The sequence below is a fragment of the Streptomyces kronopolitis genome, assembly GCF_050953795.1.
Lineage (GTDB): Bacteria > Actinomycetota > Actinomycetes > Streptomycetales > Streptomycetaceae > Streptomyces > Streptomyces kronopolitis_A.
Map to the genome: position 1 here is coordinate 6,426,385 of NZ_CP191850.1, position 24,216 is coordinate 6,450,600.

Sequence of the window (24,216 nt, forward strand, 5' to 3'; positions counted from 1 at the left end):
GGCATTCGGAATAAGACGACGCCAAGGGGTGCGAGGAGTCACCTCGATGTCGAACTGTCATTCATGGAAGGGGAGTTGTGTTCGAGCGTGATCGCTCCGTCGGGTGACATGGCGGGATCGGGTGCGAGGCGGAGCACGGCTTCATGGCCGCGTACCGTGCCGCGGGGTGGCTCTGGCGCGCGTGACCGTGCGTGCCATGAGTGGCCGACTCCGGGCGTCTTCGGTGGCCCGCCCTATGTGTCCCGGCCGCTGGTCGCAGGCCCGGGCGCCGTGTCGCCCCCGGTCAGGGCCGTGCTCAGGGCACTGCGTCCGTGGATGCCCAACTTGCGGTAGCTGTGTGTCAGGTGGGTCTCCACGGTGCGGCGGGCCAGGTGCAGCAGATCGGCGATCTCCGCGTTGGTGCGTCCTCCCGCGGCCAGTTCGGCGATACGGCGCTCGCTGTCGGTGAGTGAGGCGGCGCCGGTCCGCGTCGCCGGGCGGCGCGCGCCGCCCGCCCGCAGGGCCTCCTCCGCCAGGTCCCGCAGCCTTATCGCGCCCAGGTGTTCGGCGAGCCCGGCCGCCTCGCGCAGGATGTCGCGGGCGCGGGAGGACTCGCCCGAGGCGGTCAGCTGACGGCCCAGGGCCAGCAGTGCCGCCACGCGCTCCGGTCCCGCCGGGCCGCCACGCAGCATCCGTGCCGCCTCCTGAGCCAGGTGCAGGCCCCGGCGCCCGCCGGTCGCGGAGCCGAGGACACGCAGTGCCCGGCCCACCGTGCGGGGCGTGTTCCACACCCGGGCCAGGCGCAGCTCCTCCTCGGCCAGGTCGAGGGCCTCCCGTGGGACGCCCAGAGCCAGATGACACTCGGCGGCGGACGTGCGCCACGGGGTGACGACCGGGCTGAACATCTCCCGGGCCGACTGGCGGCGCCCGCACTCCAGGAAGTCGTGCAGGGCTCCCACCATGTCGCCGCTGGCCGCGCGCAGCTCCCCTCGGGCGTACAGGAACCGGTTCAGCTCCCAGGACTCCGGCGCCGTCCGCAGGTCGAAGGCCGCGGCGAGGCGTTCGGCCTCGGCGATGCGGCCGGTCTCCACGAGGGCCGTCAGCGTGTGGGCGTGGGCGTTGGTCGGGGCCGCGGCGGCGGGCGGCGGGTCGGCCAGCAGGCGCGGGTAGTCGGCCCGTGCCGCGACGATGTCCAGCTGGGTGTTGAGCAGCGCCTCGTGCATGGGGTGCAGGACATCGGGGCGCTGCCCGGCCAGACCGCGCTCCACCAGCCGCTCGGCCTCGTCGAGTTCGTCGGCCCACTGGGCGACCGCGGCGGCCGACCCCAGCAGGTACGGCTCGGACAGCGGGTCGGCCGGTTCCGCCAGCAGGCCGCGCAGGCGCAGGGTCGCCTCCTTCGCCGAGCTGAGACCCGCCGTGACGGCGTATTTCACCAGGAACGCGTGGCCGGCCGTGCTGATCGACTCCGGCGCGCGCTCGGCCCCCTCGGCCAGCAGCTTGTACGCCTCGTGCCGCACCAGGGCTTCCTTGTCGGACAGTTGCAAGAACGCCTGCCGCAGGATGCGTACCAGGTCGGGACGGTCGTCGAGCCCGTCGTACAGTGAGCGCAGCACCTCGACGCCCGCGCGGGTCCGGCCGCGGCCGGTCAGTGCCGTCCCCAGGGCGACCGCGGCGCGCACCCGTTCCTGCGGCGGCCCCGGCAGCCGCAGCGCCTCGGTGAGCGTCAGGATCGCGGCCGAGGAACCGGGCACCGCGTACTCCAGCGAGCCCAGTTCGGTCAGCAGGCGTTGTCTGCCCTCGTCGGAGAGCGGCTGGTCCAGCGCGCGGCGCAGGAAGGCCACCGCGTCCTCGATCTGCCCCGCACGCAGCGCCAGTGAAGCGGCGTCCTGGAGCACCGGCAGCGCCCAGGGCGCGTCCACCACGTCGGTGAGCAGCAGTTGACGGGCGACGATCTCGCTGGAGACACCGCGCTGCAGCATCATCTCGGCGGTCGTCCGGTGCACGACGCGCCGCCGGGCCGCGGGCACGCCGGTGAGCATCCCGTCCCGCAGCAGGGGATGGGCGTAGCGGGTGCGACCCGGGCCGTCGGGGCGCAGCAGTCCGAAGCCGGTCATCGCGGTGATCCAGCCCGCGACCCGGGCCGGGTCGGCGCCGGAGAGCTGGGCGAGGAGCGCGGGGAGGTGCAGGGCGGGGAACTCCGCGCCGGGGGTGGGGCCGTGGCACCAGCCCTCGTCCAGGATCGCCAGCGTCCGCGCCACCTCCGCGGTACCCGGGCCGGCGCAGTCCAGCCACCACTGCACGGCCGCCGGAAAAGCTCCCGGATACAGCGCGGCCGAGGTGTCCGGCACGACCGGGTGGCTGCCGTCGGAGAGGTCGTCCAGCAGGGCGCGCAGCAGCAGGGGGTTGCCCGCGCCGGCCCGTACGCAGTCCTTGACCCAGGACTCGTCGGCGTCCGGGAAGGCCGAACGGACCGCCGTCCCGGCGGCGTTGTCGGACAGCGGGTTCAGGGTGTAGCTCGTGACCAGGGCGGGGGAGAGGCTGTGGGCGAGTCCCTGTGCGGGCGGGTCGACGTCGTACTGGCTGCGCTCGGTGGCCGCCAGGACGATCGGCAGCCGGTCCATGAGCCGGGCGGTCTCCACCAGCCAGCGGCGGGAGGCGGGGTCGGCCAGGTGCACATCGTCCACGGTGATCAGCAGCGGTGCCTGCTCGGCGTACCCGCGCAGTACCCGCCGCAGCCGGCGGCCGGTGGCCCGTTCCTCGCCGTCCCCCGCCGGATCGGCGAACTCGGCCAGGTGGCAGAACAGTTGCTGGACCGTGGCGAAGGGGATCGCGGAGTCGCCGGCGGAGCAGCGCGCGCGCAGCACCCGCATGCCGTGGGCGGCGGCGTCCTCGGCGGCGGTCTCCAGGACCGTGGTGCGGCCCGTGCCGGTGGCACCGCGCAGCAGGACCAGACGGCCGGTGCCCGCACGCGCGCGCTCGATCGTGGTGGCCAGCAGCCGTGCCGCCTCGCGTAGTGCACATGCCGGTCGGGACATCCCTGCCTCCTTGTGTCGACGTGAGTGCCCTCACTCACCAGGACGGAGTGCGCCGGATATTGGTGGCGTGACCCACCGTGAGAAGTACCACCATCGTCGCGCATCGGCGCGACGGAACGGGAATGTCGCGCCCGCGCTCACCTTCCCACTCTCGTGGTGCGGGCCGGCCGATCTCGTGGTCCGTGTTGTGGTGGTCCACGATTGCGCTGGTCACGAGCGTCCCACGAGGGTGAGAGTGAACAGCTCCCACTCGCCTCTGACTTCACGGAGGCGGCGGGGGCCGTGGAAAGGGGCCCTTGTGCTCAACTCGATCCGGATGACATCCGCCGGCAGGGCGGACGGCACAGCCATTCCGTCGGCTCGGAATTCCGTGGCGGTGCACACCCATGTGGTAACAGAGCGTCAGCAGGCGCGACGCTTAGGTCCGGCATGCCTCACGGTGGCGTGGTTGCGGCGCCAAGAGGACGAACACCCGCGCGAATCGGCTGTGTTGGCCGCACCGGTTTCCGGCGGACGTCTCCCCGCCACCGCACCCCGCGGCTCGCAGGCCGCCCCGGGCCTCTTGCCCCTGGCGGGAAGCCAAGCAGCGGCCGCGCACGGCCCCGCGGGGAACGGTCCCACCGAGCCGGCGCACCGGCTCCTCGGCCGGACCGAAGCCGGGAGGGAACCGGAAGTTCCGCCTCACGCGGTGCGCGACGACCTCCACCGGACGGCGACGGTCCGGGTACGACGGCCACGCGCCCGCCCCGGCAAGTCCCTCCCGCCGGGCGCCTTCCCGGCCGGCGGGAGGGACTTGCCGCGGCGATGTGCCACCAGCCGCCCGCTCCCTTCACGTTCCCGTGCCTGCCGCCACGTGCCGCACCCGTTCCGTCGCCCGCAGCCGTACCCGCCGGAAGCGGAACCCGGCACCACGCTCATGGCGGAGATCGTCATGTTTGTGTCCTTGCCGCCAAATGACGCGGCGGGCCATGATGCCCGGGTGACACAACGGCGCGTCGTTTTCCTCGTCTATCCGCAGTTTCAGGTGCTGGACCTGACGGGACCGCATGAGGTTTTCGCGCAGACCGAACGGTGGGTTCCCGAGGGGGAGGGCTACGCCCTCGAGATCGTCGCGGGCCGGGCCGGAGCGGTGCGGGCCTGCAACGGTATCGAGGTAGCGGCCGGCAGCGGCGTCCGGCAGTGTGAAGGACCCCTGGACACGCTGGTGGTCGTCGGCGGACCGGGCGACCGGGAGGCGGTGGACGATGAAGAGCTGATCGGCTGGCTCAAGGGGGCGGCCGGCCGGGCCCGGCGGGTGGCCTCCGTGTGTACGGGCGCCTTCCTGCTCGCGCGGGCCGGGCTGCTCGACGGACGGCGCGCGGTGACGCACTGGGCGGCCTGCGAGCGGCTGGCCCAGGGGCATCCGTCCGTGACGGTCAGTCCGGACCAGATCTTCGTGCACGACGAGGACGTGTGGACCTCCGCCGGCATCACCGCGGGCATGGACCTGGCCCTCGCCATGGTCGAGGAGGACCACGGGCCCGAGATCTCCCGGGCCGTCGCGCGGATGCTGGTGATGTTCGTCCAGCGGCCGGGCGGTCAGGCGCAGTTCAGTACTCAGCTCGCCGCGCAGCGGCCCACGCGAAAGCCGCTGCGGGACGTTCAGGCCTGGGTCACCGACCACCTCGCCGACGATCTGACCGTCCGGGTGCTCGCCGAACGAGCCGGTATGAGCGAGCGCAACTTCACCCGGGTGTTCCGCGCCGAGACCGGCCTCACCCCGGCCGCCTACGTGGAGACCGTCCGCGTCGAGGCCGCGCGGTCCCTGCTGGAGACGACGGACACCACCATCGACGCGATCGCCCGGGCCTGTGGCTTCGGCTTCGCCGAGACGCTGCACCGCCGCTTCAAGCGCACCCTGGGCGTCACCCCGGGCCAATACCGCCACCACTTCTCCCGGGCGGGTTGACGGAGCCGGCCGGTCCCGTCCTTCGCGGTGAGCGGCCCGATTGCCACCGGTACGCCGCTTGGACGCCTACGGGCGCCGCGGGTGGTGGAACACCGTCAGCCCTCCGCTGAGCCGGCCGCCGACCCGGTCGTGGGACCGCGCGTCAACGGCGGGACCCACCACGAACAGCACAGGGAACGCACCGCCGGGCGAGCGACGCGGTACACCACGACCTCGGTCTCCCGAAGGGCGCACACCGCACCCTTCCCTTCCTCCTTACTCATGTCCCGGTACACCGCTGATCGGAGCATTCTCGATGAACGACACCCTGCCGGCGGGGTTCTCCCCGCCACGCAACACCACGGCGGGTGGGAATCCGTGGCACGGCACATCGACGCCGGCCGCATCCGGGCCCCTGACGGTGCTCGGCGACGCGGTCAAGGGTGACGGCTTATTAGGCAGGTCGATATGAGCCGTCCCCCTTTGCAAGCCGGACCACATCGCCTGGCTGATACCGAAGAAGCAGGTTATGCATGGCAGTCTCCGCAGGTTATGAAGACAGTGGCGTAACAGCAGCTCCCTTCCGGGTGCTCGGACCGCTGGAGGTGAGCGGCGAGCTGGGCGCCGTATCCGTGGCACCAGGGCGACAAGAGGTCGTCCTCGGGGCGTTGGTGCTCGAACTGAACCGGGTGGTGGCGACGACCCGTCTGGTGGACGTCATCTGGGCTCACCATCCACCGAAGACCGCACGCGCCCAGGTACAGATCTGCGTCTCCCGGCTCCGCAAGGCACTGTCGGACGGGGGAGTCGACGCCATCATCGAGACCCGCGCCGGTGGTTACGTCCTGCGGGCGTCGGAGGACGCGACCGATGTCGGCACCTTCCGCCGCCTGGTGGCGGAAGCGCACGCGCTGGCCCGGGACGGCCTGAAGATGCCCGCCGTGGACACACTGCGCACGGCGACAGGCCTGTGGCGCGGGCGGTGTCTGGCCGGTGTCCCCAGCGAGGTCCTCGCCAATACCGCGGCGCAGTGGGACGAGAGCCGCCTGGAGGCGGTCGAGACCTGCATGCGGCTGCTGCTGGAGCTGGGTCGTCACGAACACCTGGTCGGCGAGCTGATGCAGCTCGTCGCCGACCATCCGCTGCGTGAGCGGCTGCGGGGGCAGCTCATGGTGGCGCTGTACCGTTCGGGCCGGCAGGCGGAGGCGCTGGACACCTACCACCAGGGCCGCGCGATGCTCACCGAGGAACTGGGACTGGACCCGGGAAGGGAACTGCGCGACCTGGCGCAGGCCATCCTGACCGACGACGCCGTCCTGACACCGGCCGAACCGGCCGCACCGCACCCTCCCGTGGCTCCGCCGCCCTCCGAGGCGGCGCAGGAGCGCGGTGCCGACCCCGACCCGGTCGTCACCCCGAGGCAACTTCCCGCCGACACAGGCGACCTCGTGGCCGACGACCTGCTCGTGTCGGCGGTCTGCGACGCCGTCACCGGGGGACGGGAAAAGGGCCGGCTGAACGTGGTCCTGGTGCTGGGCAGGCCAGGTGTCGGCAAGAGCACCCTGGCCAGGCACGTGGCGCACCGACTCGCCGCAGACAACTACCCGGACGGACAGCTCTACTGCGACCTGCGGGGCCCGGCCGGTCAACCGGTCGACCCCGCCCAGGCGTTGGGGCGGTTCCTGCGGGCGCTGGGTGTACCGGGCCAGGCCATCCCCGATGCGCTCGACGAGCGTGCGGAGATGTACCGCAGTCTGCTGGCCGGCCGCCGGATCCTGGTGTTGCTGGACGACGCGGTGAGCGAGTCGCAGGTGATGCCGCTGCTGCCCGGAACCGGCAGCAGCGGTGTGCTGGTCACCAGCCGCGGCCAGCTCACGGCGCTGCCGGGCACCCGCCGGTTCGACCTGGAGCCGCTGGGCCCGGAGCAGGCCGCCCAGCTCCTGGGGCGGATCATCGGAGAGCACCGGGTGGAGGGCGAGCGGGAGGCGGCGCGGGCCGTCATACGCCTGGTGGGCGGGCTGCCGCTCGCGCTGCGCATCATCGGCGCACGCCTGGCCGCGCGCCCGCACTGGTCGCTGACCTCCATGTGGCACCGGCTGGAGAACGAGCAACGCCGGCTGGACGAGCTGGCGCACGGCGAGCTGTCGATCCGGGCGAGTCTTTCGCTCAGCTACGACGGCCTGTCGGCGGCCGACCGCCGCCTGCTGTGCCTGCTCAGCCTGGCCGAGGGGACGGAGATTCCGTGCTGGCTGGGTGCCGCCCTCCTCGACGACCGCACGCCACACCCCGCCGACCTGTTGGAGCCGCTCATCGACATGCGGCTCCTCGACATCACCGCCACCGACCGGGCCGGGGAGTTCCGGTGCGGGCTGTCGCAGGTCGTACGGATGGTCGCGCACGAACGGCTGCCCGAGGAGATTCCCGAGGCGGAACGTGCCGCAGCGGTGCGGCGCATGGTCGGTGGCTGGATGGCGCTCGCCGAGGGGGCGCACCGGGCGATCCACGGTGGGGCGTACACCATCGTGGCGGGCCGGGGCGAGCGCTGGCATCCGCCGGCGGACATCGTCCAGCGGTGTCTTCGCGACCCGCTCGGGTGGCTGGAGAGCGAGCAGGCCAACCTGTTGAACGCGGTCGAGCTGGCGGCCCGGTCCGGGCTGGACGAGCTGTGCTGGGAGCTGGCCACGACGCTGGTCACGCTCTTCGAGGCCCGTGGCTATCCCGAGCTGTGGGAGCGCACCCATCAGGTGGCGCTGACCGCGGTGCAGCAGGCCGGCAACGAACGGGGCCGGGCGGCGGTGCTCGGCTCGTTGGGGACCCTGCACCTCTACCGGGGCGAGTACGAGGCGGCGGGCCCCTACCTCAGCACCGCTCTGGAGATCTTCGAGCGGCTCGGGGAGCCGAGCGGCCAGGCGCTGTGTCTGCGTGACCTCGCGCGTATCGAGCGCCACCACGGTGACGACGACCGGGCGCTGGCCCGCTACGAGAGCGCCGAGCGTCACTTCGCACGGGCGCAGGACGTCATCGGCCGGGCCTACGTGCTGGGCGAGATGGCGCAGATCACGATGCGGCGGGCGGATTTCGCGCGGACCCGTTCGTATCTCGACGAGGCGCTCGGGATCTGCCGGTCGGCCGGCTTCGACCGGGGCCAGGCCCTCACCCTGCGGCGGCTGGGCCAGATGCTGATGTACCAGCAGCGGTACGAGGCCGCGGAACAGACCCTGTTGGAGGTCCTCGCCATGGTCGGGGCGAGCGGAGACCTGGTCGGAGAGGGGTATGTGCTGCACGACCTCGGCCGGGTCAACGCACACCTGCACCGGGTGGAACGGGCCGTCCAGTTCTACTCGCGCTCGGCCAGGATCCGGGAGCGGATCCTGGACCACAGCGGGGCCGCCGCCGTACGCACTGACATCGTTGCCATCCTGGGCAGGGCGATGACGCCGGTCGGCTGACGCCTCAGGACAGGCCGCTCCGTCAGGTCCACGGTGTGTTGCCGGCCGGTGATTCGCCGGCCGGCAACCCGGCGACCGGGCCGCGCTCCACGGCGTGCCGAGGGCCCGCCGCGCCCAGGACCGGCACGACGCCGGTCCCCGCGGCGGAAAGCACTGTCTTGATGGCCATCTCGGTTCCCCTCCCGAGCAACCCGTTTCGCGATCCGTCCCGGCGTTGCTGAAACCAAGTGTGGGCCGGGCGTCCATCCCCGCCGCATGCTCGCGCTATCACCGTTCTATCCCGTCCCTTTCCCGCCGTGGATGCGCCGTGATGCCGGGCCGATAGGGCGGCACCGGAGATTGGGTCCTGCAGACCTCGGCGCCCCTTCAGGGGACGGCCTCAAGGAGTGGTCCGAATGACCGTAGTGACCCGGGACGCGGTGACGCCGACGGCGTCCGGCGTCCCGGAAACCGCATCGCAGCGCGGCACAAAGCCTTCCGCGACGGCAGCGGTAGACCGTGTCAGGGATTTCCCACGGAAGAGAAAGGAACCGGTGTGTACGCACCAGGGCCTCTCCTCGACCGTGGTTCAGGGGAAGGTGCACGGCCGATGACGATGGACGCGGAGTTCTACTCCCGGGTCGCCGAGCGATTCGGTGGCTATCGGAGCGATGCGCGGAGCACCGACGTATTCCCCGACGGCCGCCCGGACGACGTCTTCGACGAACTGGCGAAGGCCCTGGGAACGCCGGATGCCCGGCTGCTGGATGTCGGCTGCGCCGACGGGCGGAGCCTGCTGCGCATCGCTCCCGCGTACGGCGACGTGACCGGGATGGATCTGTCGACGTCGATGCTGGAATGCGCCGCGCGGTACCGAGCGGAGGCAGGACTCTCGCACGTCACGTTCGAGCTGTGCGACGCCACCCGCACGGGGCTGCCCGACGGCTACGCCGATGTGGTCACCTCCCGCCGCGGTCCGCTGGTCCCCGCCGAATTCGAGCGGGTGCTGCGCCCCGGTGGGGTCGTGATGTACATGGGGATCGGGGAGCAGGACGCACGCGAGCTGAAGGAGACGTTCGGCCGCGGCCAGGACTTCGACAGCTGGAACGGCCGGCCCTTGGCGGAGGGAATCGCTCAGGAACTGACCGACGCGGGCTTCGTCGTGACGAAGAATCAGTCGTTCCGTTTCGAGGAGTTCTACCACTCGCCGGACGACCTGGACACGTTCCTGCACCAGGTGCCGATCATCGACACCTACGACTCGGCGGCGGACAAGGAAGCCTTCGACCGCTATGTCGCCGCGGTGTCCGTCGATCAGGGAGTCCGGCTGAGTCGGCACTGGTTCCTCGTGCAGGCGCAGAAGCCGGCGGCCGTCGAGCCGTCGCACTCATAGGAAACGGTGCGCCATGGAGCAGGATCTCGTAGTAAACGAAATCTTCGGTCCGACCGTCCAGGGCGAGGGCCGGTCCCTGGGGCGCAGGTGCGCGTTCCTGCGACTCGGCGGGTGCAACCTGTCGTGCTCGTGGTGCGATACGCCCTACACCTGGGACTGGACCGGAGCCGCGGACAGCGGGATCGCCCACGATCCGCGCAAGGAGCTGCACCGCCGGCCGGTCGAAGAAGTGGCCGCGGAATTGCTCGGCTTCGGCACCGATCTGATCGTGATCTCCGGCGGTGAGCCCCTGGGCCAGCAGGAGCGGTTGATTCCGCTGGTGGCGGCGCTGACCGAACGCGGGGTGGAGATCGAGATCGAGACCAACGGGACGCACGCCGCGCACCCCGAACTCGTTGCCGCCGGAGTCAGGTTCAACGTCTCGCCGAAGCTGTCGCACTCGGGCGACCCCCGGCATCGCAGGATTGTCCCAGCCGCACTCACCAGCCTTTCGGCGCTGCCGGAAAGCACGTTCAAGTTCGTCTGCCAGAACACCCGCGATCTCGACGAAGTGGCCGAGCTGGTCGCCGCCTTCGACCTGTCCTCGGTATGGATCATGCCGATCGGGCGGAGCGCCGACGATGTCACCAAGCACATGAGCGAGTTGGCCGACGCGGTGGTGGAGCGCGGCTGGAACCTGACGACCAGATTGCACACCTTGGTGTGGGACGACAAACGCGGCGTGTGAGCAACGGCACGCGCGAAGGGAAATCGGATCGATGACATTTCGCATCACGAAGAAATTTGAATTCTCGGCCAGTCATCGGCTTGCCGGCCTCGCTCCCGACCACCAGTGTGCCCGCATGCACGGGCACAACTACGTGATCGAGCTGGAGCTTGCGGCCGATGACGCGGATCTGTTGCCCGTGGGCTTCGTTCGAGACTACGGGGAACTGTCCGCATTCAAGTCCTGGCTGGACGATCACCTTGACCATCGGCATCTGAACGATGTGATGGACGGAAATCCGACGGCCGAGAACATGGCGGCCTGGATCTACAAGACATGGTTGACGAAGTTTCCCGAGTTGACCTGTGTACGCATCTCAGAAACTCCCAAGACGTGGGCCGAGTACCGGCCGTGAGGCCGAACACTCCGAAGCCCGACGAAAGGTGACCGCATGTCGGTGACAAAGCTGGAACTCGACAGCGACCCGTCCGCCGCGAGGACGACCGACGACCCCCTGGTCGGACTCGCCCGCCAACTCCTGGAGGAGATCGGCGAGGACCCGAACCGCGAAGGACTGCGCGACACCCCTGCGCGCTTCGCCCGCTGGTGGCGAGAGTTCATCAACTACGACCCGGGTTCGCTGGGCACGCTCTTCGAGTCCATCGGCACGAGCCAGCTCGTCGTCGTCTCGGACATTCAGGTCTGGTCGCTGTGCGAGCACCACCTCCTGCCGTTCAACTGCTCCGTGACGATCGCGTACCGCCCGACGGGCCAGCTGCTCGGGCTGTCGAAGTTCGCCCGGGTCGCCCAGCAGTACGCGCACCGGCTGCAGGTCCAGGAGCGTCTCGTGGACCAGATCGCGCTGGAGATCAGCACCCTGAGCGGCACCCCGGACGTCGCGGTCATAGCGAAGGGCGAGCACCTTTGCATGTCGATGCGCGGCATCAAGGCGGCCGCGCAGATGACCTCGACCGCCTATCGCGGGGAGTTCAGCACGGACCCCGGGCTCCGGGGCGAGCTGTTCGACCTGCTCCGGGCCTGACGAGCCGTCCGGCTCCGCACGTGACGGCGGTGAGCGCTCCCTCGGGCGCTGCCCGGCCGGTGGCCCCACCGGCATGACAGGCCCGCTCCGGCGGACCGGGCGACCGTCGTCCTCACCGGCGTCGCGACGATCGCCCGGCCCGCCCTTTCGGCCGGCCGGTGCCGTGGGCCCGGCCCACCGGAAGGCGATCGGCCGGTGGCCGGCCCCTCGGCCGTGCGGGATCCGCACGGCCGAGGGGCGGCGCACTCCCGGCCGCCGCGGCTGCCGGGGCCCGCGCACCAACCGAGGCCGTTCCTCCCGACCCACCAGCGAATCCGGTCCGGTCGACATGAAAGGACAACGATGAACGTCAACGATTCCTCGACGCCTGCGGGAGCGGTGCGGCTGCTCCCCGAGCTGGACGCCGACCGGCTGCTGGCCGACCTCATGACGGCGCGCGACCACCTGTGGGACGAGCAGAGCTCGTACACGAACGGGCGGGTCTCCAGATGGGCCGAGCAGGACTGGCGCTGCCTGTCGGTGCGCAGCCCCGGCGGTGACAAGACACGCACCGACCCGGGTGGCCCCGGCTCCGCGGAGTTCGCCGACACCGAGTGGCTGGACCACATGCCGTACGTGCGCGAGGTCCTGCGCTCGATACCCGGACCCCTCTACGCGGTCCGGTTCATGGATCTCGGCCCCGACGTCGTGGGATACCGCCACAACGATGCCAAGTTCGCCCCCGACTGGGGGGTGGCCCGGCTGCACATCCCGGTCACCACCCATGAGGAAGCCACGCTGGACCTGGACGGCGTGCTCCATCGCTGGCAGCCCGGTGAGTTCTGGTTCGGCGACTTCAGCCGCATGCACCAGATCCAGAACCTCGGCCCCGAGCACCGGGTGCACCTCGTCGTGGACGTGCTCGTCACACCGGAACTCGCCCGGCTGTTCCCGGCCGACTGGGCCGACTACTTCAACGGCCCGGAGGTGCTCTACAACCGTCCGACCGTGGAGCTGACCGACCGGGAGCGGGAAGCCGCGCGGTGTGCGTTCGACGCGCCGGCGCACCTGCTGGAGATCGAGGAGTTCGGGTCGCTCACCGGCCCGCAGCCCCAGGCCAACTTCAGCATCGTCGACACCGGCACGGGCCTTGCCGTTCGCTCCCCCCAGGACCACCTCTTCCCGCTGGCGGCCCTCGGCCGAAACGAGTACCGCCTGGTCGGATGGAGCGAGGAGCGGACCCTCACCACGAGGCTGGACGGTCCGCGGCCGGAGGTCGAACTGATCTACCGCAAGGGCCAACGGACCGAGCGGCTGAGCGTCCCGGCCACGCCCGCGGCGTGACGGACGCCGGGCACGCCCGCCGCCGCTCCGGCGCACGGCACCCCGCCGCACCGATCCCGAAGCGCTGAAACTCCACATCCCTCTACGTCAGCCGGAAGTCGACGCATGCCGAAAACTGTCGCAATCGTGTCCGGTGGCCTGGACTCGGTCACCATGGCCTACCACCTCCAGGCGCAAGGACACACACTCCACCTGCTGTCCGTGAACTACGGTCAGCGCCATCTCGTCGAGCACGAGTTCGCCGCGAAGACGGCTCGCTCGCTCGGGGTGCCGCACGATGTCGTCGACCTCAGCCCCGTCGGCGCGCTGCTGAGCGGCTCCTCGCTCACCGACCCGACCGTCGACGTGCCGGACCACCGGAGCGGGTCGACCGGCGGGAGCCCGAACGTCGTACCCAACCGCAACGCCCTTCTGCTGTCCGTCGCCTTCGCGGTCGCCGTCGCCCAGAAGGCGGAAGCGGTCGCCGTCGGCGTGGTCGACGACGCGCAGGCCGCGCCCGACAGCAATGCCGCGTTCATCGATTCCTTCCTCGCCATGGAGCGGATCGCGACCCGCGGATACGCGCACCCCGACCTGACGCTGACCGCGCCGCTGGTCAGGCTGCGCAAGAGCGACGTGGTGGCGCTCGGTGAGGAACTCGGCGTCCCCTGGACCGATACCTGGAGCTGCTTTCGCGGCGACGCGCTGCAGTGCGGACGGTGCGCCGCCTGCCGGGAGCGGCAGGACGCCTTCCGGGACGCCGGCGTGCCCGATCCGACGCCCTACCAGACCAGCGATTCGAAGGAGCTGTCATGACCGACACCTTCCCCGTGCTCGACATCCGTGACGCCGCCGGTTCGGAGGAGGACCGGGCAGCGTTCCTGACCCGGCTGCGCAGGGCCGTGCACGAGATCGGCTTCTTCCAGCTCGTCGGCCACGGCATCGAGGACGCCGACGAGATGCTCGACCTCACCCGCCGGTTCTTCGCCCTGCCCGAGGCCGACCGGCTCGCGCTGAACATCCTCGACTCGCCGCTGTTCCGCGGCTACTCCGAACTCGGCCGCGAACACACCAAGGGCATCCCCGACCAGCGCCGGCAGCTGGACATCGGGCCGGAGCAGCCCGCGACGCCGGCCGCGCCCGGCGATCCCGCCTACCGCTGCCTGATCGGCCGGAACCAGTGGCCCGAGGCGATGCCCGAGCTGCGCCCGGCCATCGAGTCGTGGATCACCCGGCTGACCGACCTGTCGCACCGACTGCTGCGGCTCCTGCTCGAATCGCTCGACGCCCCCGCCGGGTTCCTGGACGAGGTGGTCGATCCGGACCCGCAGATTCACCTCAAGCTCCTGCACTACCCCGGCCCCACGCAGCCGAGCGAGGACGACGGCTCCGGTCAGGGGACCGGCATCCACAACGACCTCGGGCTCCTCACGCTGCTCGTCCAGGACGACAACGGCGGCCTCCAGGTCGCGGTCGAGGAGGACACGTTCGCCGACGTGCCGGTGATCCCGGGAGCGTTCGTGGTCAACCTGGGAGAGCTGCTGGAGGTGGCGACCAGGGGCTATGTGCGTGCCACCCAGCACCGGGTGGTCCGGCCCGCCCCGGGCGTCAACCGCTACTCCATCCCCTTCTTCTACAACCCCCGGCTGGACGCCACGATGCAGCCGCTGCCCAGCCCCTATGTCGAGGGCGCCGGCGGAGTCATCGACGTCGCCGGCAACCCGCTGTTCGCGCTCTACGGCGACAACGTCATGAAGGGGCTGATCCGCTCCTTCCCCGACATCGTGGCCCGCCACCACCCGGACCTGGCCGCGGCAGCCGGGCCCAGGAGTTCCTGACCCCGGGCGGCCGAGCACATCCTCACCGCCCGGCCCGAGCGGTCGGGCCCGGCGGTGGCGTCGCCGGCCGGTCCGACGGGGACCGAACGAACATGAGACAGGGCGAATTTCATGAGAATCAACCTTCTCGGGCCGCTCCAGGCCTACGGGGACGATGACGGTGTCGACATGGCGCCGGCCGCCCAGAAAGTACGTCAGACACTGGCAATGCTCGTGCTGAACGCGGGCCGGGTGGTGCCCTTCGAGCAACTCATGGACGAGCTGTGGAACGACAACCCGCCGGCCAGCGCGCACACCGCACTGCAGACGTACGTCTACCAGCTCAGGAAGCGGTTCTCGCTCGGCAATCCCAGGAGCGGCGGCGCGGTACGGGCGGCCGGGCCGCTGCTGGGCACCGTCGACGGCGGCTACCAGCTGTCGCTGCCCGCCGACCACGTGGACGTCTTCCGCTGCGAGCCGCTGCTGGCCCGGGCCCGGGCGGAGTTCCGCGACGAGGACTTCGCCCGCGCCCGTGACACGGCCGCCGCGGCGCTGCGGCTGTGGCGGGACGACGCCCTGGTGGACGTGCGCAAGGGCCCCACGCTGAGGGCCGAGGCGATCCGCCTGAAGGAACTGCGTACCGGCGCACACCACCTGCGGATCGAATCGGACCTGCACCTCGGCCGGCACCACGAGGTGCTCGGCGAACTCACCTCGATGGCCGGGCGGGAACCGACGGACGAGCGGGCCCAGGGCAACCTGATGACGGCGCTCTACCGCATGGACCGGCGGGCGGAAGCACTCCAGGTCTACCGCCGGGCACGCGAGCGGATCGCCACCGAGCTGGGCCTCGACCCCTCGCCCCGGCTGGAGGCCCTGCACACGGCCGTGCTCGCGTCGGACGAGGCGCTGCTGCGTCCCGCCGGGCGGCTCACGGCCGTGACCGCCGCCACCCGGGCGCCCTGCCATCTGCCCGCTCCGCGCGAGCGTCTGACCGGACGCGCCGGCCAGCTGGCGCGCGTCACCGCGGCCCTGGCCGGGCGGGGGCGGGAGGACCGGCCGCTCGTGATCGTGGGGGGCGCCCCCGGCACCGGGAAGAGCGAGCTGTGCCTGCACGCCGCGCATCAGGTGAGCGGTCACTACCCGGACGGACGGCTCTACGCGCGGCTCCGCGACGGCGCCGGCCGGCGGGTGCCGGCCGCCGAGATCCTCCGCTCGTTCCTGCGGGGACTGGGCGCGGCGGAGGAGCAGTTGCGCCTGGGCGCGACCGACCTGAGCCTGCTGTTCCGCACCTGGACCGCCGACCTCCGCGTCCTGGTGGTGCTCGACGACGTGTGCGACGTGGGGGACCTGACGCCGCTGCTGCCGTCCGGCGCCGGCTGCGGAGTGGTGATCGGCAGCCGCCGGCGGCTGTTCGTGTCCTCCTCGGCGGTCCATGTCGAGCTGGCCGGACTGCCCTTCGCCGACTGTCTGCACCTGCTGGCATCCTCCGTGCCGAGCCACTGGACCACCATGGACCCGGAGGGGTTGCGACGGCTGGCCCGGCTGTGCCGGGGGCTGCCGGGCGTGCTCTTCGCGGTCGCCGCGCAGTTGCGCCGCCGCCCGCACTGGACGGCCCGGCAGGCCACTGCCTGGGTCCTCGCGTCCGGAGGCGCCGAGGGCGACGCGCTGGGCGTGCGGGCCGGCTTCGACCGGACCCTCGCCGCGCTGCCCGCCGACTTACGGTCCCTGGCGTACGCGCTGTTGTCCCCCGGCGTCCCCGACCGGCTCACGCCGGCGCTGGCCGCGGCGACCCTGGGGATCAGCGGCCGCCGGGCGGAGGAACTCCTGGAGGAGCTGGCGGAGAGCTACCTGCTGCGCGCCCGGCACCCGTGCGAGAACGGCCGGTTCTCCTACGAATGGGAGCTCGGGACGCGCCCGTTCGCGGCGCGGCCGCACAGCGCGCCGGCCATGTGCTCCGCCTGACGCTCGCGGCACCGGGAGCGTCTCACCCCAGCGTGAAAATCTTTGTCAGCAGCGTCCGCGAAGGCGGGAAAGAGGCGCGTGACTCCTTCCCCGAACTGCACCGCCGGCCACACCCGGCGGTGCAGTTCGGGGAACGCACACGCCACGTGGAGACGTACGCCACCGGCGCGTTCCACGGCTCCGTCGCCCGGACCCGCCCACGCGGCCGAACCTTGGAGAACCGCACATGTCACCACGCCCGAAGCTCGTCCTCGTCGGTCAGCTGTCCACGTTCCCCTGGGTGTTCGATGCCGCCGAGCGTGCCGGCATCGACGTGATCCTCGTCCCCCGGGGCGATGACACCACGGAGTCCGCCGGGCGGGCCGCCGCGGTGGTCGAACTGCTGCCGCTGGACATCGAAGGTAACCCGGAAGCCGCGCTGGCCGCGCTCGCCGACCGATACCGGCAGGAGCCCTTCGACGGGATCATGGCGGGCAACGAGCAGGCCGTGCCGTTCGCGGCGCGCGCCGCCAAGGAGCTGGGCCTCACCGGCCTGAGCGAGGAGGCGGCGACCGTGGTGCGCGACAAGCGCAGCATGCGCCAGCACCTGCGGGACGCCGGGCTGGGCGCGCCCGGCTTCGTACTCATCGACAATCCCGACGACTGGGCCGACACGCTGGCCCTGCGGTTCCCCGTCGTGGTCAAGCCCGCCAACGGCCACTCCAGCTTCGGTGTGATCCGGGTGGACGACAAGGACGGCATCGAGCAGGCCGTGGCCCGCACCTGCAAGCTCGTCGAAGCACACCTCGGCGCCGATGACGGACTGGCCCCGGAAGCCGGCGTATTGGTCGAGGAGTACCTCGACGGTCCGGAGATCTCCGCCGAATCCCTCATCCACCGGGGGAAGGTACGGGTCTGTGCCATCAGCTGGAAGGGAGAGCTGACGGGGCCCTACTTCCAGGAGACCACCTTGCGGGCCCCCGCCCAACTGCCCGCCGAGATCATCGCCGCGGTCGAGGCGGAGGTGATCGGCGCCCACCACGCCTTCGGTGTCACGGAGGGCACCACGCACACCGAACTGCGGCTGGTCGGCGGGGTGCGCCCGGTGCTGCTGGAGATGGGTGCGCGCATCGGCGGCGGGGGCTACATGGCCCACCTCGCCCACGTCAGCAGCGGGATCGACATGGCCGTCGACGCGCTGCGCATCCACCTCGGCCTGGAGCCGCTGTGCTGGAGCGAGGAGCCGGTGCCGGCCGGTCACGCGGCGGCCTATCAGGTGCCGGTCGGAAGCGGCGGACGGATCAAGCAGATACACGGCCTGGACGCGGTGCGTACCGACCCGCGGGTGGACTACCTGGTGCAGACCATGGGCCCCGGCTCGGTGATGCGTCCCTACCCGGACTTCTCCGGATACCCGGTGATCGTGCTCTCCCGCCACGAGTCGGACGCCGAGGCCGAGGCGTACCGCGCGCACCTCGCCCGGACGCTGTACGTCGAGTACGAGGACCAGGACTGAGCACGCGCCACGGCGCACCACACCGTGGCGGCCCACGCCTCGTGACGTCACCGGACCCCACAACTCAGCCTTTCAACGCAGGCCTGAAAGGCTGTTTCACCCTCCACGGCCGTGGACGGTGAAACAGCCTTTTCCCCTTTCCCCGACAAGCCTGTTCGCCTCGCACTTCAGTCGCGATTGAGCCGCCCCGGCCGCTCCCGTGCCACACTCGGCGCATGCTCCACAGGCACGCCGATACCGAGCGGGAATTCCGGCGTCCCGCCGGTAGGGAAAACGCCCGCCGGGCACTGTGGACCCGGCAACAGGAATTCGGTCGCGCGCGCTTCATCGGCCCGACCGGCAAGCCCCTCCGGGCGGTCGTGACGCACATGACCGCTTCACCGCAGGCGAGTTGAGCGCGCGGCGACCGACACGCCGTGCCACCTTCCGCTGAAATACCGGGCCGTGACGTCATCCCTCCGCATGAGCCGCTCCATCCGCTACGGCGAGCTGAATGACCTGAACGGTTATCCGGAAAGCAGTGGTGTACAAGTGAAAGAGAGAGAAGAAATGCAGCAGAGCACGACGCGGCTGAGCGGACAGCAGGCCGACCCGGAGTTCTTCCGCTTCGAGGAGCGCGGCGAACTGGACTACGAACTCGTTCTGGACGTCCTGCACGGCCGCAGGCTGGGAGTGATCTTCCGGGACGTCATACCGCCGGCGGCGCGCAAGGACCTGACCGAACGCTTCTGGGCCAGCCCCGCCCGGCATCATCGCGAGGGCGAGCCCTCGCACTACGTCGGCGCCTACCACTGGAACAAGGACGTCGACACCTACCTCGACGAGTCGGCCGCGGTCGCCGAGCACGTCCAGCAGGTGATCGACGCCCCCGACTCGCCCTGGCACGTGTTCCGCCAGGGCGTGAACGAGGCTCTGGGGCAGGAGGGCGCGTCCCTCCGGGTGGCGCAGATGAACGGCCGCTCGGCGTGCGCCGCGCTGATCCGCGCGTGGGACAAGGAGGGCGACTTCTCCCTCGACCCGCACGAGGACGAAGCGCAGTGCAAGGACCCGCGGCAACACGGCTTCGAGGTCCAGCGGGTCCTGGACCACCAGATCTGCGCGGTCAACATGTGCACCGAGCACACCGCCGGAGGACGGCTGGTGATCTGGAACATCCGTCCCGACGACGCGACCCGGCGCTCGCTCGGCATCGAGCAGACGGGACTGCCCTATCAGGCCGCGGACCTGGCGGACTTCGAGGAGCTGCGCCTGGACATCCGCGAGGGTGACGTCTACGCCTTCAACGGCGCCTTCGTGCACGCGGTGGACGCCAACGCCGGCAACCGCACGACGGTGTCCTTCATCATGGGCTTCACCGACCCCCGGACGGTCGTGAGCTGGACCTGAGCCCGACCGGGCCGGCGGCCTGACCGACCGCCGCAGACACCTCCAGGGCCCGCCTCTCCCCGAGCGCTCACCGGCTTCGTGCGAAGCCGTGAACGCCCCGGCGCGAGAGGCGGGCCCTGGCGATGTCCACGGTGCGGTGGGCCCGGGGCGGCGGGGTGTCCGCCGCCGACGGCCACGCCGCGGTCGAGGTCACCCGGTGGCGGGCCTCAGCAGTACGGTCCCCAGAGTTCGCCGTCCAGGGCGGCGGACACCACGGGCGAGGTGTCGCGCAGGCCGGCGAGCAGGGCGCGGTTGTGCGCGCGGATCTCCTCGTCGTGTCCGGCCAGCGGGCTGTCCTCGGACAGGTCCAGCAGCCACAGCGGCTGCAGCGTCGCACCGCGCAGCGCCTTTCCTTCCGCGGTCCCGGCGCCCGCGTGCAGCCGGCGCACTCCCGGGAGCCGCGCCGCCATGTAGTACGTGAGGTTGAAGTACTCGGCGGCCGAGACGAGTTGGTCGTGGTCGAGGCCGTGCGCCCGCAGGTAGACGGTGTCACCGCAGCGGTAGTACAGGCAGAAGCCGACGGGCGGTTCGCCGGGGCGCGAGCACAGCACCACCTCGGCTTGCGAACCGGCGAGTTCACCCTGCTCGCGGAAGGACTCTGCCATCGGGGCCACGTCGACGGTGCGGCCGTAGCGCAGCAGCGAACGGGCCAGCAGCCGGGCGACGTCCTGCCAGGACTCGGAGAGCGTCCGGTGCTCCAGCTCGTACCCGGCCCGCTCGAACTTCCGTACTTCGCTGCGGATACTGCGGGCTCGGCCTCCCGACAGCGATTCCAGCCAGGCGTCGTAGCCGCCGGGCGGGATCTCGATCCAGGCATCGGTCGTCAGCGCGACCGGCGCGGTCCGCACCCCCGCCGCGCGCAGCGCCCCCACGTCCTCGGTGGTCAGGTACATCGCCACGCGGGCGGTCTTCGACTCCTCGTGCAGGGGTGAGCGCAGCGCGCGGACCGCGTCGAGCACCGCGGCGGCGGCCTCGGTCCGATCGGTTCCCTCGCCGGTCAGCAGGTGTGCCAGGTAGCCGCGGCGCTGGCCGATGAGCAGGCCGTCCGGCGCGGGTGCCGGCAGGCCGCGGGCGGCCAGCAGGTCGTGCCACCGCAGGCCCGGGGTGGGCTCGTCGGTCACCGCCGCCACGGGGATCGCGGCCCGGCCGCCGCCCGGGGTCTGCACGTGCAGTCCGCCGGAGACCGCCCCGGGTTCGAGGGCGCACACCCGCAGCCACAGCGCCGACGAGTAGAACCTGCCGTCGGCGAGCCGGTCCCACTCGGCGTCCCCGAGGCCGCCGATGGGATCGGCGAAGGTATCCGTCGTGGCGGTCATGGCGCCTCCCCTGTTCTCTGCCGGACCGTGCCCGCGAGTGCGCTGCGCGATCGGACGCTGAATGTGCCGAACATCGTGCGTGAGTGATATCCGGTCGTGTGCGGCCGGTGAGTGACGGGTGGCGGCGAGCGGCGGGTCGATTTTCCCGAGACCGCCGGCCGGCGCCGGCCGCACAGATGAGACGTTGCCGCACGGCTGCGGGACACTTCTCATTTGGATGTGCCGACACTCTAGTCTCCGCGCGGAAGTCCGGTGTCCGCACAGGGCGTTGGCAGCCCCATGTGAGCGCGGAATTGAGTGAGAATTCAGTCGTGCCGGAGACCGGGGTGACACGGTGACACCCGCGGGCCGAGGAGCCCGGTCAGCACCGAGCAGGAGCGGAGACCGCATGTCGGCGGAGCGGGTAACGGCCCAGTACAACGAGGAGTTCCGCACGCCGGGCAGCGGCTTGCCCGCGGTCGCCCGGTACGTCAAGGACTACCCGACGCTCGCACCGTGGCGTGGCGAGTATTTGGCCAGGCCCCTCTTCTTCGCCGAGCGGGAGATTCGCGAGTTCGCCGATGACCTGCGGCACCTTGTCGACATGCTCATTTCCCTGCCGGACCGGATGTTCGGCGGCGATCTGGAGGCGTTCCGGTCGGTGCTCGGCATCGATGACGGCCACTGGGACGTGATTCGGCAGTTCGGTGACCTGACCCCACCCCACTTCGGCCGGGCCGACATGTACCACGACGGCACCTCGTTCAAGCTCCTCGAAACCAATCTGGGGAGCGAGTCCGGCGGCTGGGGCCTGGTGAGTGAAATATCCCAGGCGATGATGGAGGTCGACGCCTTCGCCGACTTCGCACGCCGGAACCGGCTCGGTTACGTGCATCCCATTCGCGCCGTGGTGGAGGCGCTGCGCCGCTTCGGCGCCCCGGTGGCACCCGGCCGCGAGCCGGTGGTGGCCATCCTGGAATGGCGTGGTGGTCTGAAGGACTACGGCGACCTCTGGCGCAACTTCCAGTCCGCGCTGCGCTCGGCGGGCCTGAACGTCCTGCTGGCCGAGGTCGGTGACGTGCACGAACGCGGCGGGGCGCTCTACCTCGGGGACACGAAGATCGACGTGGTCAACCGCGCCTTCGTCCCGGACCAGATCGCCGAGGAGCCCGGCGGCTGGGACCTGGTGGCACCCCTGCTGCGTGCGCACCGGGCAGGTGGGACGCGGTTGTGGACCCCCTTCTCCAGCAACGTGTTCGCCAACAAGGCGTGCATGGCGCTGGTGTCGGACCCGGCGCGGCGGCGCGACTTCAGCGCGGAGGAGTGCCGGCGCATCGACCGGGTGCTGCCCTGGACCCGACTGGTCAACGCTGATGTGCTCGCGTCTGACACCGACCTCGTCGAGGAGTGCCTGGAGCGGCGCGAGGAGCTGATCCTGAAGGCCAACGCGCGCGGCGGCGGAGCCGGCGTCGTGGTGGGCTGGGAATCGGACGCCGCCACGTGGCGACGGGCTCTGGAGAACTCCGCCGTCGAAGGATGTGTCGTACAGCAGAGAGTCAGGCCGCGGTCGGAGCTGGTGGTGGACCCGATATCCGGGGAAACCGAGGAATGGCATTCGTCCTACGGCATGTTCTACACCCCGAAGGGCTGCGCGGGAGCATTTGCCAGGATGGTGCCGGCCGGTTCGGGCAGCGTCATCTCCCTCATGGCGCATGCCGAGGCGCGCAGTGCGGCCGTCTTCCACCAGAGCGAGCGGCCCGTCTGGGGCGAAGTGCCTGTTGTGGGCGCACCGCCCGCCCCTGCGGAGAAGTAAAGAGAAGTCATGATGTCGCAGCATTCCCCCCATCCTTCGGCGTGGCGGCGGGTTCAGACGGCCTGGGGCCTGCCGGACCTCGCGGGGAAAGGCCGCTTCGTCACGGCCAATTTGATCGACAGCCTGGGAAACGGGCTGGTGATGGCGTTCACCGTCGTCTTCTTCGTGAAGACGACGTCGCTGTCACTGGTCGCCGTCGGCGCCGCACTGACCGTCGGTCAGCTGCTCGTCCTGCCCGTTCCGCTGTTCATCGGGCGCCTGTTGGACTCCTGCGGTCCGCGCCTCGTGGTCGCCGCGGGCAACTGGATCTCGGTGGCCGGATTCCTCGGATTCCTGTTCTCGCACGCGGCCTGGCAGATCGTGCTGTGGCAGTTCGTGGTGCAGCTGGGGGCCACCGCCTTCTGGATGGGCAACAGTCCGCTCACCGTCCTGGTCGCCCGGGGCGCCGAGCGGGCCCGCTGGTTCGGCTTCGTCCGTGCCCTGCGCAATGTCGGCGTCGGTTTCGGCGGCGCGGCGTCCGCGGTGGCCCTGAGCATCGGAACCGTCGCCGGGCTGCGGGCGGTCATGGCCGTCAACGTGGTCACCTTCGCCGTCGCGGGCTGGCTCGTGCTCACCCTGCGGGGCGTGGACGCGGGCGAGACGGCCGGCGCCGGGACCGCGGAGCCGAAGTCCCCGGAGCCGGAGCAGGCGGCGGGCGGCACCACCGGACAACCGCCGGCCGGCTATCGCACCGTGCTGAAGGACACGCGGTATCTGCGGCTGGTCGCGGCGAACATCTCCTTCGTCTTCGCCTCCACGGTGCTCTCGGTGCTGCTCGCCGTCTACGCGGTGGACAACCTCGACGTCGGCGCCTGGATCGTCGGCGTGATCGTCGTGCTGAACGCGGTCATGGTCGCGCTGCTCCAGACGCTCGCCAGCCGCTGGATCGAGTCCCGCCGGCCGGTGTCGGTGCTGGTGCTGGCCCTGCTGTGCAACGCGGCGGCGTTCGCCGTCTTCGGCACGCTGCTCGTGCTGCCCGGCTGGGCGGTGATCGCCGGGATGCTGATCGCGATGGTGCTCTACACCGTGGGCGAGATGCTCAGCTCGCCGCCGACCAGCGAACTCAGCGTGGTGATGGCCCCCGAGCATCTGCGGGGCCGCTACCTGGGCGTCTACCAGCTGTCCTGGTCGGTCGGCGGGGCCGCCGCCCCGGCGCTGCTCACGGCGCTGTTGGAGGGCGGTGCGGCGCTGCCCTGGGTGTTCCTCACCGCGATCAGCGTGCTGGCCGTACCCCTCGTGCTCGGACTCGACCGCCGACCCGCGGCCACGGACGAGGCCGCACCGGCCGGGGACGCCGCCCCCGTGGAGCAGTTCGACGGCGACCCCGTCGGCTGAAGCCTTCCCCCCCGCCCGTCGTGCGCGCCTCGCATTCGACGCCGACCGCCGACCGGCAGCACGCTGGGCGGCGGTCGGCGTTTGTGTGTGCGCCGTGAGAGGTGCGCCGTGAGCCGGTCCGTGGCCCCCGGCCTCGGCGTACGGGACGACCATTCGCCGCGCGCCGCCCGGCCCCGCCCCCTGCCACCCCACCCCACCCCACCCCACCCCACCCCGCCCC

The 24,216-nt window shown here is 71.3% G+C and carries 17 protein-coding genes; 14 read left to right on the top strand and 3 right to left on the bottom strand.

Translation table 11 applies throughout. The features are described 5' to 3' along the window. Nucleotides 1-233: 233 nt before the first annotated feature. Nucleotides 234-3,014, bottom strand: coding sequence for an AAA family ATPase (locus ACQP17_RS28395; protein WP_433858815.1), 2,781 nt, complete (start codon nucleotides 3,012-3,014; stop codon nucleotides 234-236). A gap of 979 nt (nucleotides 3,015-3,993) precedes the next feature. Between ACQP17_RS28395 and ACQP17_RS28400 the strand changes: the two genes are divergently transcribed. Both ACQP17_RS28400 and ACQP17_RS28405 read left to right on the top strand, forming a co-directional pair. Then, nucleotides 3,994-4,962, top strand: a complete 969-nt coding sequence (locus ACQP17_RS28400) for a GlxA family transcriptional regulator (RefSeq protein WP_433858816.1) — start codon at nucleotides 3,994-3,996, stop codon at nucleotides 4,960-4,962. Nucleotides 4,963-5,474: 512 nt separating this feature from the next. Then, nucleotides 5,475-8,390, top strand: a complete 2,916-nt coding sequence (locus ACQP17_RS28405) for a BTAD domain-containing putative transcriptional regulator (protein WP_433858817.1) — start codon at nucleotides 5,475-5,477, stop codon at nucleotides 8,388-8,390. 22 nt (nucleotides 8,391-8,412) lie between these two features. On the opposite strand, the gene ACQP17_RS28410 is transcribed toward ACQP17_RS28405, so the two are convergent. Continuing rightward, nucleotides 8,413-8,559, bottom strand: coding sequence for a hypothetical protein (locus ACQP17_RS28410; protein WP_433858818.1), 147 nt, complete (start codon nucleotides 8,557-8,559; stop codon nucleotides 8,413-8,415). 420 nt (nucleotides 8,560-8,979) lie between these two features. Here ACQP17_RS28410 and ACQP17_RS28415 point away from each other — a divergent pair, with 420 nt between their 5' ends. The 10 genes from ACQP17_RS28415 (at nucleotide 8,980) to ACQP17_RS28460 (ending at nucleotide 19,475) form a co-directional block, all read left to right on the top strand. Further along, the gene (locus ACQP17_RS28415; RefSeq protein WP_433858819.1) at nucleotides 8,980-9,762 is read left to right on the top strand and encodes a class I SAM-dependent methyltransferase; all 783 of its coding nucleotides are present in this window, start codon (nucleotides 8,980-8,982) and stop codon (nucleotides 9,760-9,762) included. A 13-nt stretch (nucleotides 9,763-9,775) separates the two neighbouring features. Then, nucleotides 9,776-10,489 (top strand): 7-carboxy-7-deazaguanine synthase QueE, encoded by a 714-nt coding sequence (locus tag ACQP17_RS28420; RefSeq protein ID WP_433858820.1) that lies wholly within the window; start codon nucleotides 9,776-9,778, stop codon nucleotides 10,487-10,489. A gap of 31 nt (nucleotides 10,490-10,520) precedes the next feature. Then, on the top strand, nucleotides 10,521-10,883 hold the full coding sequence (locus tag ACQP17_RS28425; protein WP_433858821.1) for a 6-pyruvoyl trahydropterin synthase family protein: 363 nt from the start codon (nucleotides 10,521-10,523) through the stop codon (nucleotides 10,881-10,883). 36 nt (nucleotides 10,884-10,919) lie between these two features. After that, the gene (gene folE, locus ACQP17_RS28430; RefSeq protein ID WP_433858822.1) at nucleotides 10,920-11,510 is read left to right on the top strand and encodes a GTP cyclohydrolase I; all 591 of its coding nucleotides are present in this window, start codon (nucleotides 10,920-10,922) and stop codon (nucleotides 11,508-11,510) included. A 342-nt stretch (nucleotides 11,511-11,852) separates the two neighbouring features. Continuing rightward, complete coding sequence (locus tag ACQP17_RS28435) at nucleotides 11,853-12,833, top strand: aspartyl/asparaginyl beta-hydroxylase domain-containing protein (protein ID WP_433858823.1); 981 nt, start codon at nucleotides 11,853-11,855, stop codon at nucleotides 12,831-12,833. A 105-nt stretch (nucleotides 12,834-12,938) separates the two neighbouring features. Continuing rightward, nucleotides 12,939-13,628, top strand: coding sequence for a 7-cyano-7-deazaguanine synthase (locus ACQP17_RS28440; protein ID WP_433858824.1), 690 nt, complete (start codon nucleotides 12,939-12,941; stop codon nucleotides 13,626-13,628). Then, nucleotides 13,625-14,650 (top strand): isopenicillin N synthase family dioxygenase, encoded by a 1,026-nt coding sequence (locus ACQP17_RS28445; protein WP_433858825.1) that lies wholly within the window; start codon nucleotides 13,625-13,627, stop codon nucleotides 14,648-14,650. Before ACQP17_RS28440 ends, ACQP17_RS28445 begins: the two co-directional genes overlap by 4 nt. 111 nt (nucleotides 14,651-14,761) lie before the next feature. Beyond that, nucleotides 14,762-16,594 (top strand): BTAD domain-containing putative transcriptional regulator, encoded by a 1,833-nt coding sequence (locus tag ACQP17_RS28450; protein ID WP_433858826.1) that lies wholly within the window; start codon nucleotides 14,762-14,764, stop codon nucleotides 16,592-16,594. A gap of 226 nt (nucleotides 16,595-16,820) precedes the next feature. Continuing rightward, nucleotides 16,821-18,089 carry an ATP-grasp domain-containing protein gene (locus ACQP17_RS28455; protein ID WP_433858827.1) on the top strand — a complete coding sequence of 423 codons (1,269 nt, stop codon included), beginning with the start codon at nucleotides 16,821-16,823 and terminating at the stop codon, nucleotides 18,087-18,089. 549 nt (nucleotides 18,090-18,638) lie between these two features. Then, nucleotides 18,639-19,475 carry a 2OG-Fe(II)-dependent halogenase WelO5 family protein gene (locus ACQP17_RS28460; RefSeq protein WP_433858828.1) on the top strand — a complete coding sequence of 279 codons (837 nt, stop codon included), beginning with the start codon at nucleotides 18,639-18,641 and terminating at the stop codon, nucleotides 19,473-19,475. A 206-nt stretch (nucleotides 19,476-19,681) separates the two neighbouring features. Here the strand turns inward: ACQP17_RS28460 and ACQP17_RS28465 are convergent, their stop codons facing one another. Beyond that, a complete protein-coding gene (locus tag ACQP17_RS28465) occupies nucleotides 19,682-20,830 on the bottom strand; it encodes a GNAT family N-acetyltransferase (RefSeq protein WP_433858829.1) in 1,149 nt (382 codons plus the stop codon). 388 nt (nucleotides 20,831-21,218) lie between these two features. Here ACQP17_RS28465 and ACQP17_RS28470 point away from each other — a divergent pair, with 388 nt between their 5' ends. Beyond that, nucleotides 21,219-22,622, top strand: a complete 1,404-nt coding sequence (locus ACQP17_RS28470; protein WP_433858830.1) for a hypothetical protein — start codon at nucleotides 21,219-21,221, stop codon at nucleotides 22,620-22,622. A gap of 9 nt (nucleotides 22,623-22,631) precedes the next feature. Then, nucleotides 22,632-23,996 (top strand): MFS transporter, encoded by a 1,365-nt coding sequence (locus ACQP17_RS28475; RefSeq protein WP_433858831.1) that lies wholly within the window; start codon nucleotides 22,632-22,634, stop codon nucleotides 23,994-23,996. Nucleotides 23,997-24,216: the final 220 nt, after the last annotated feature.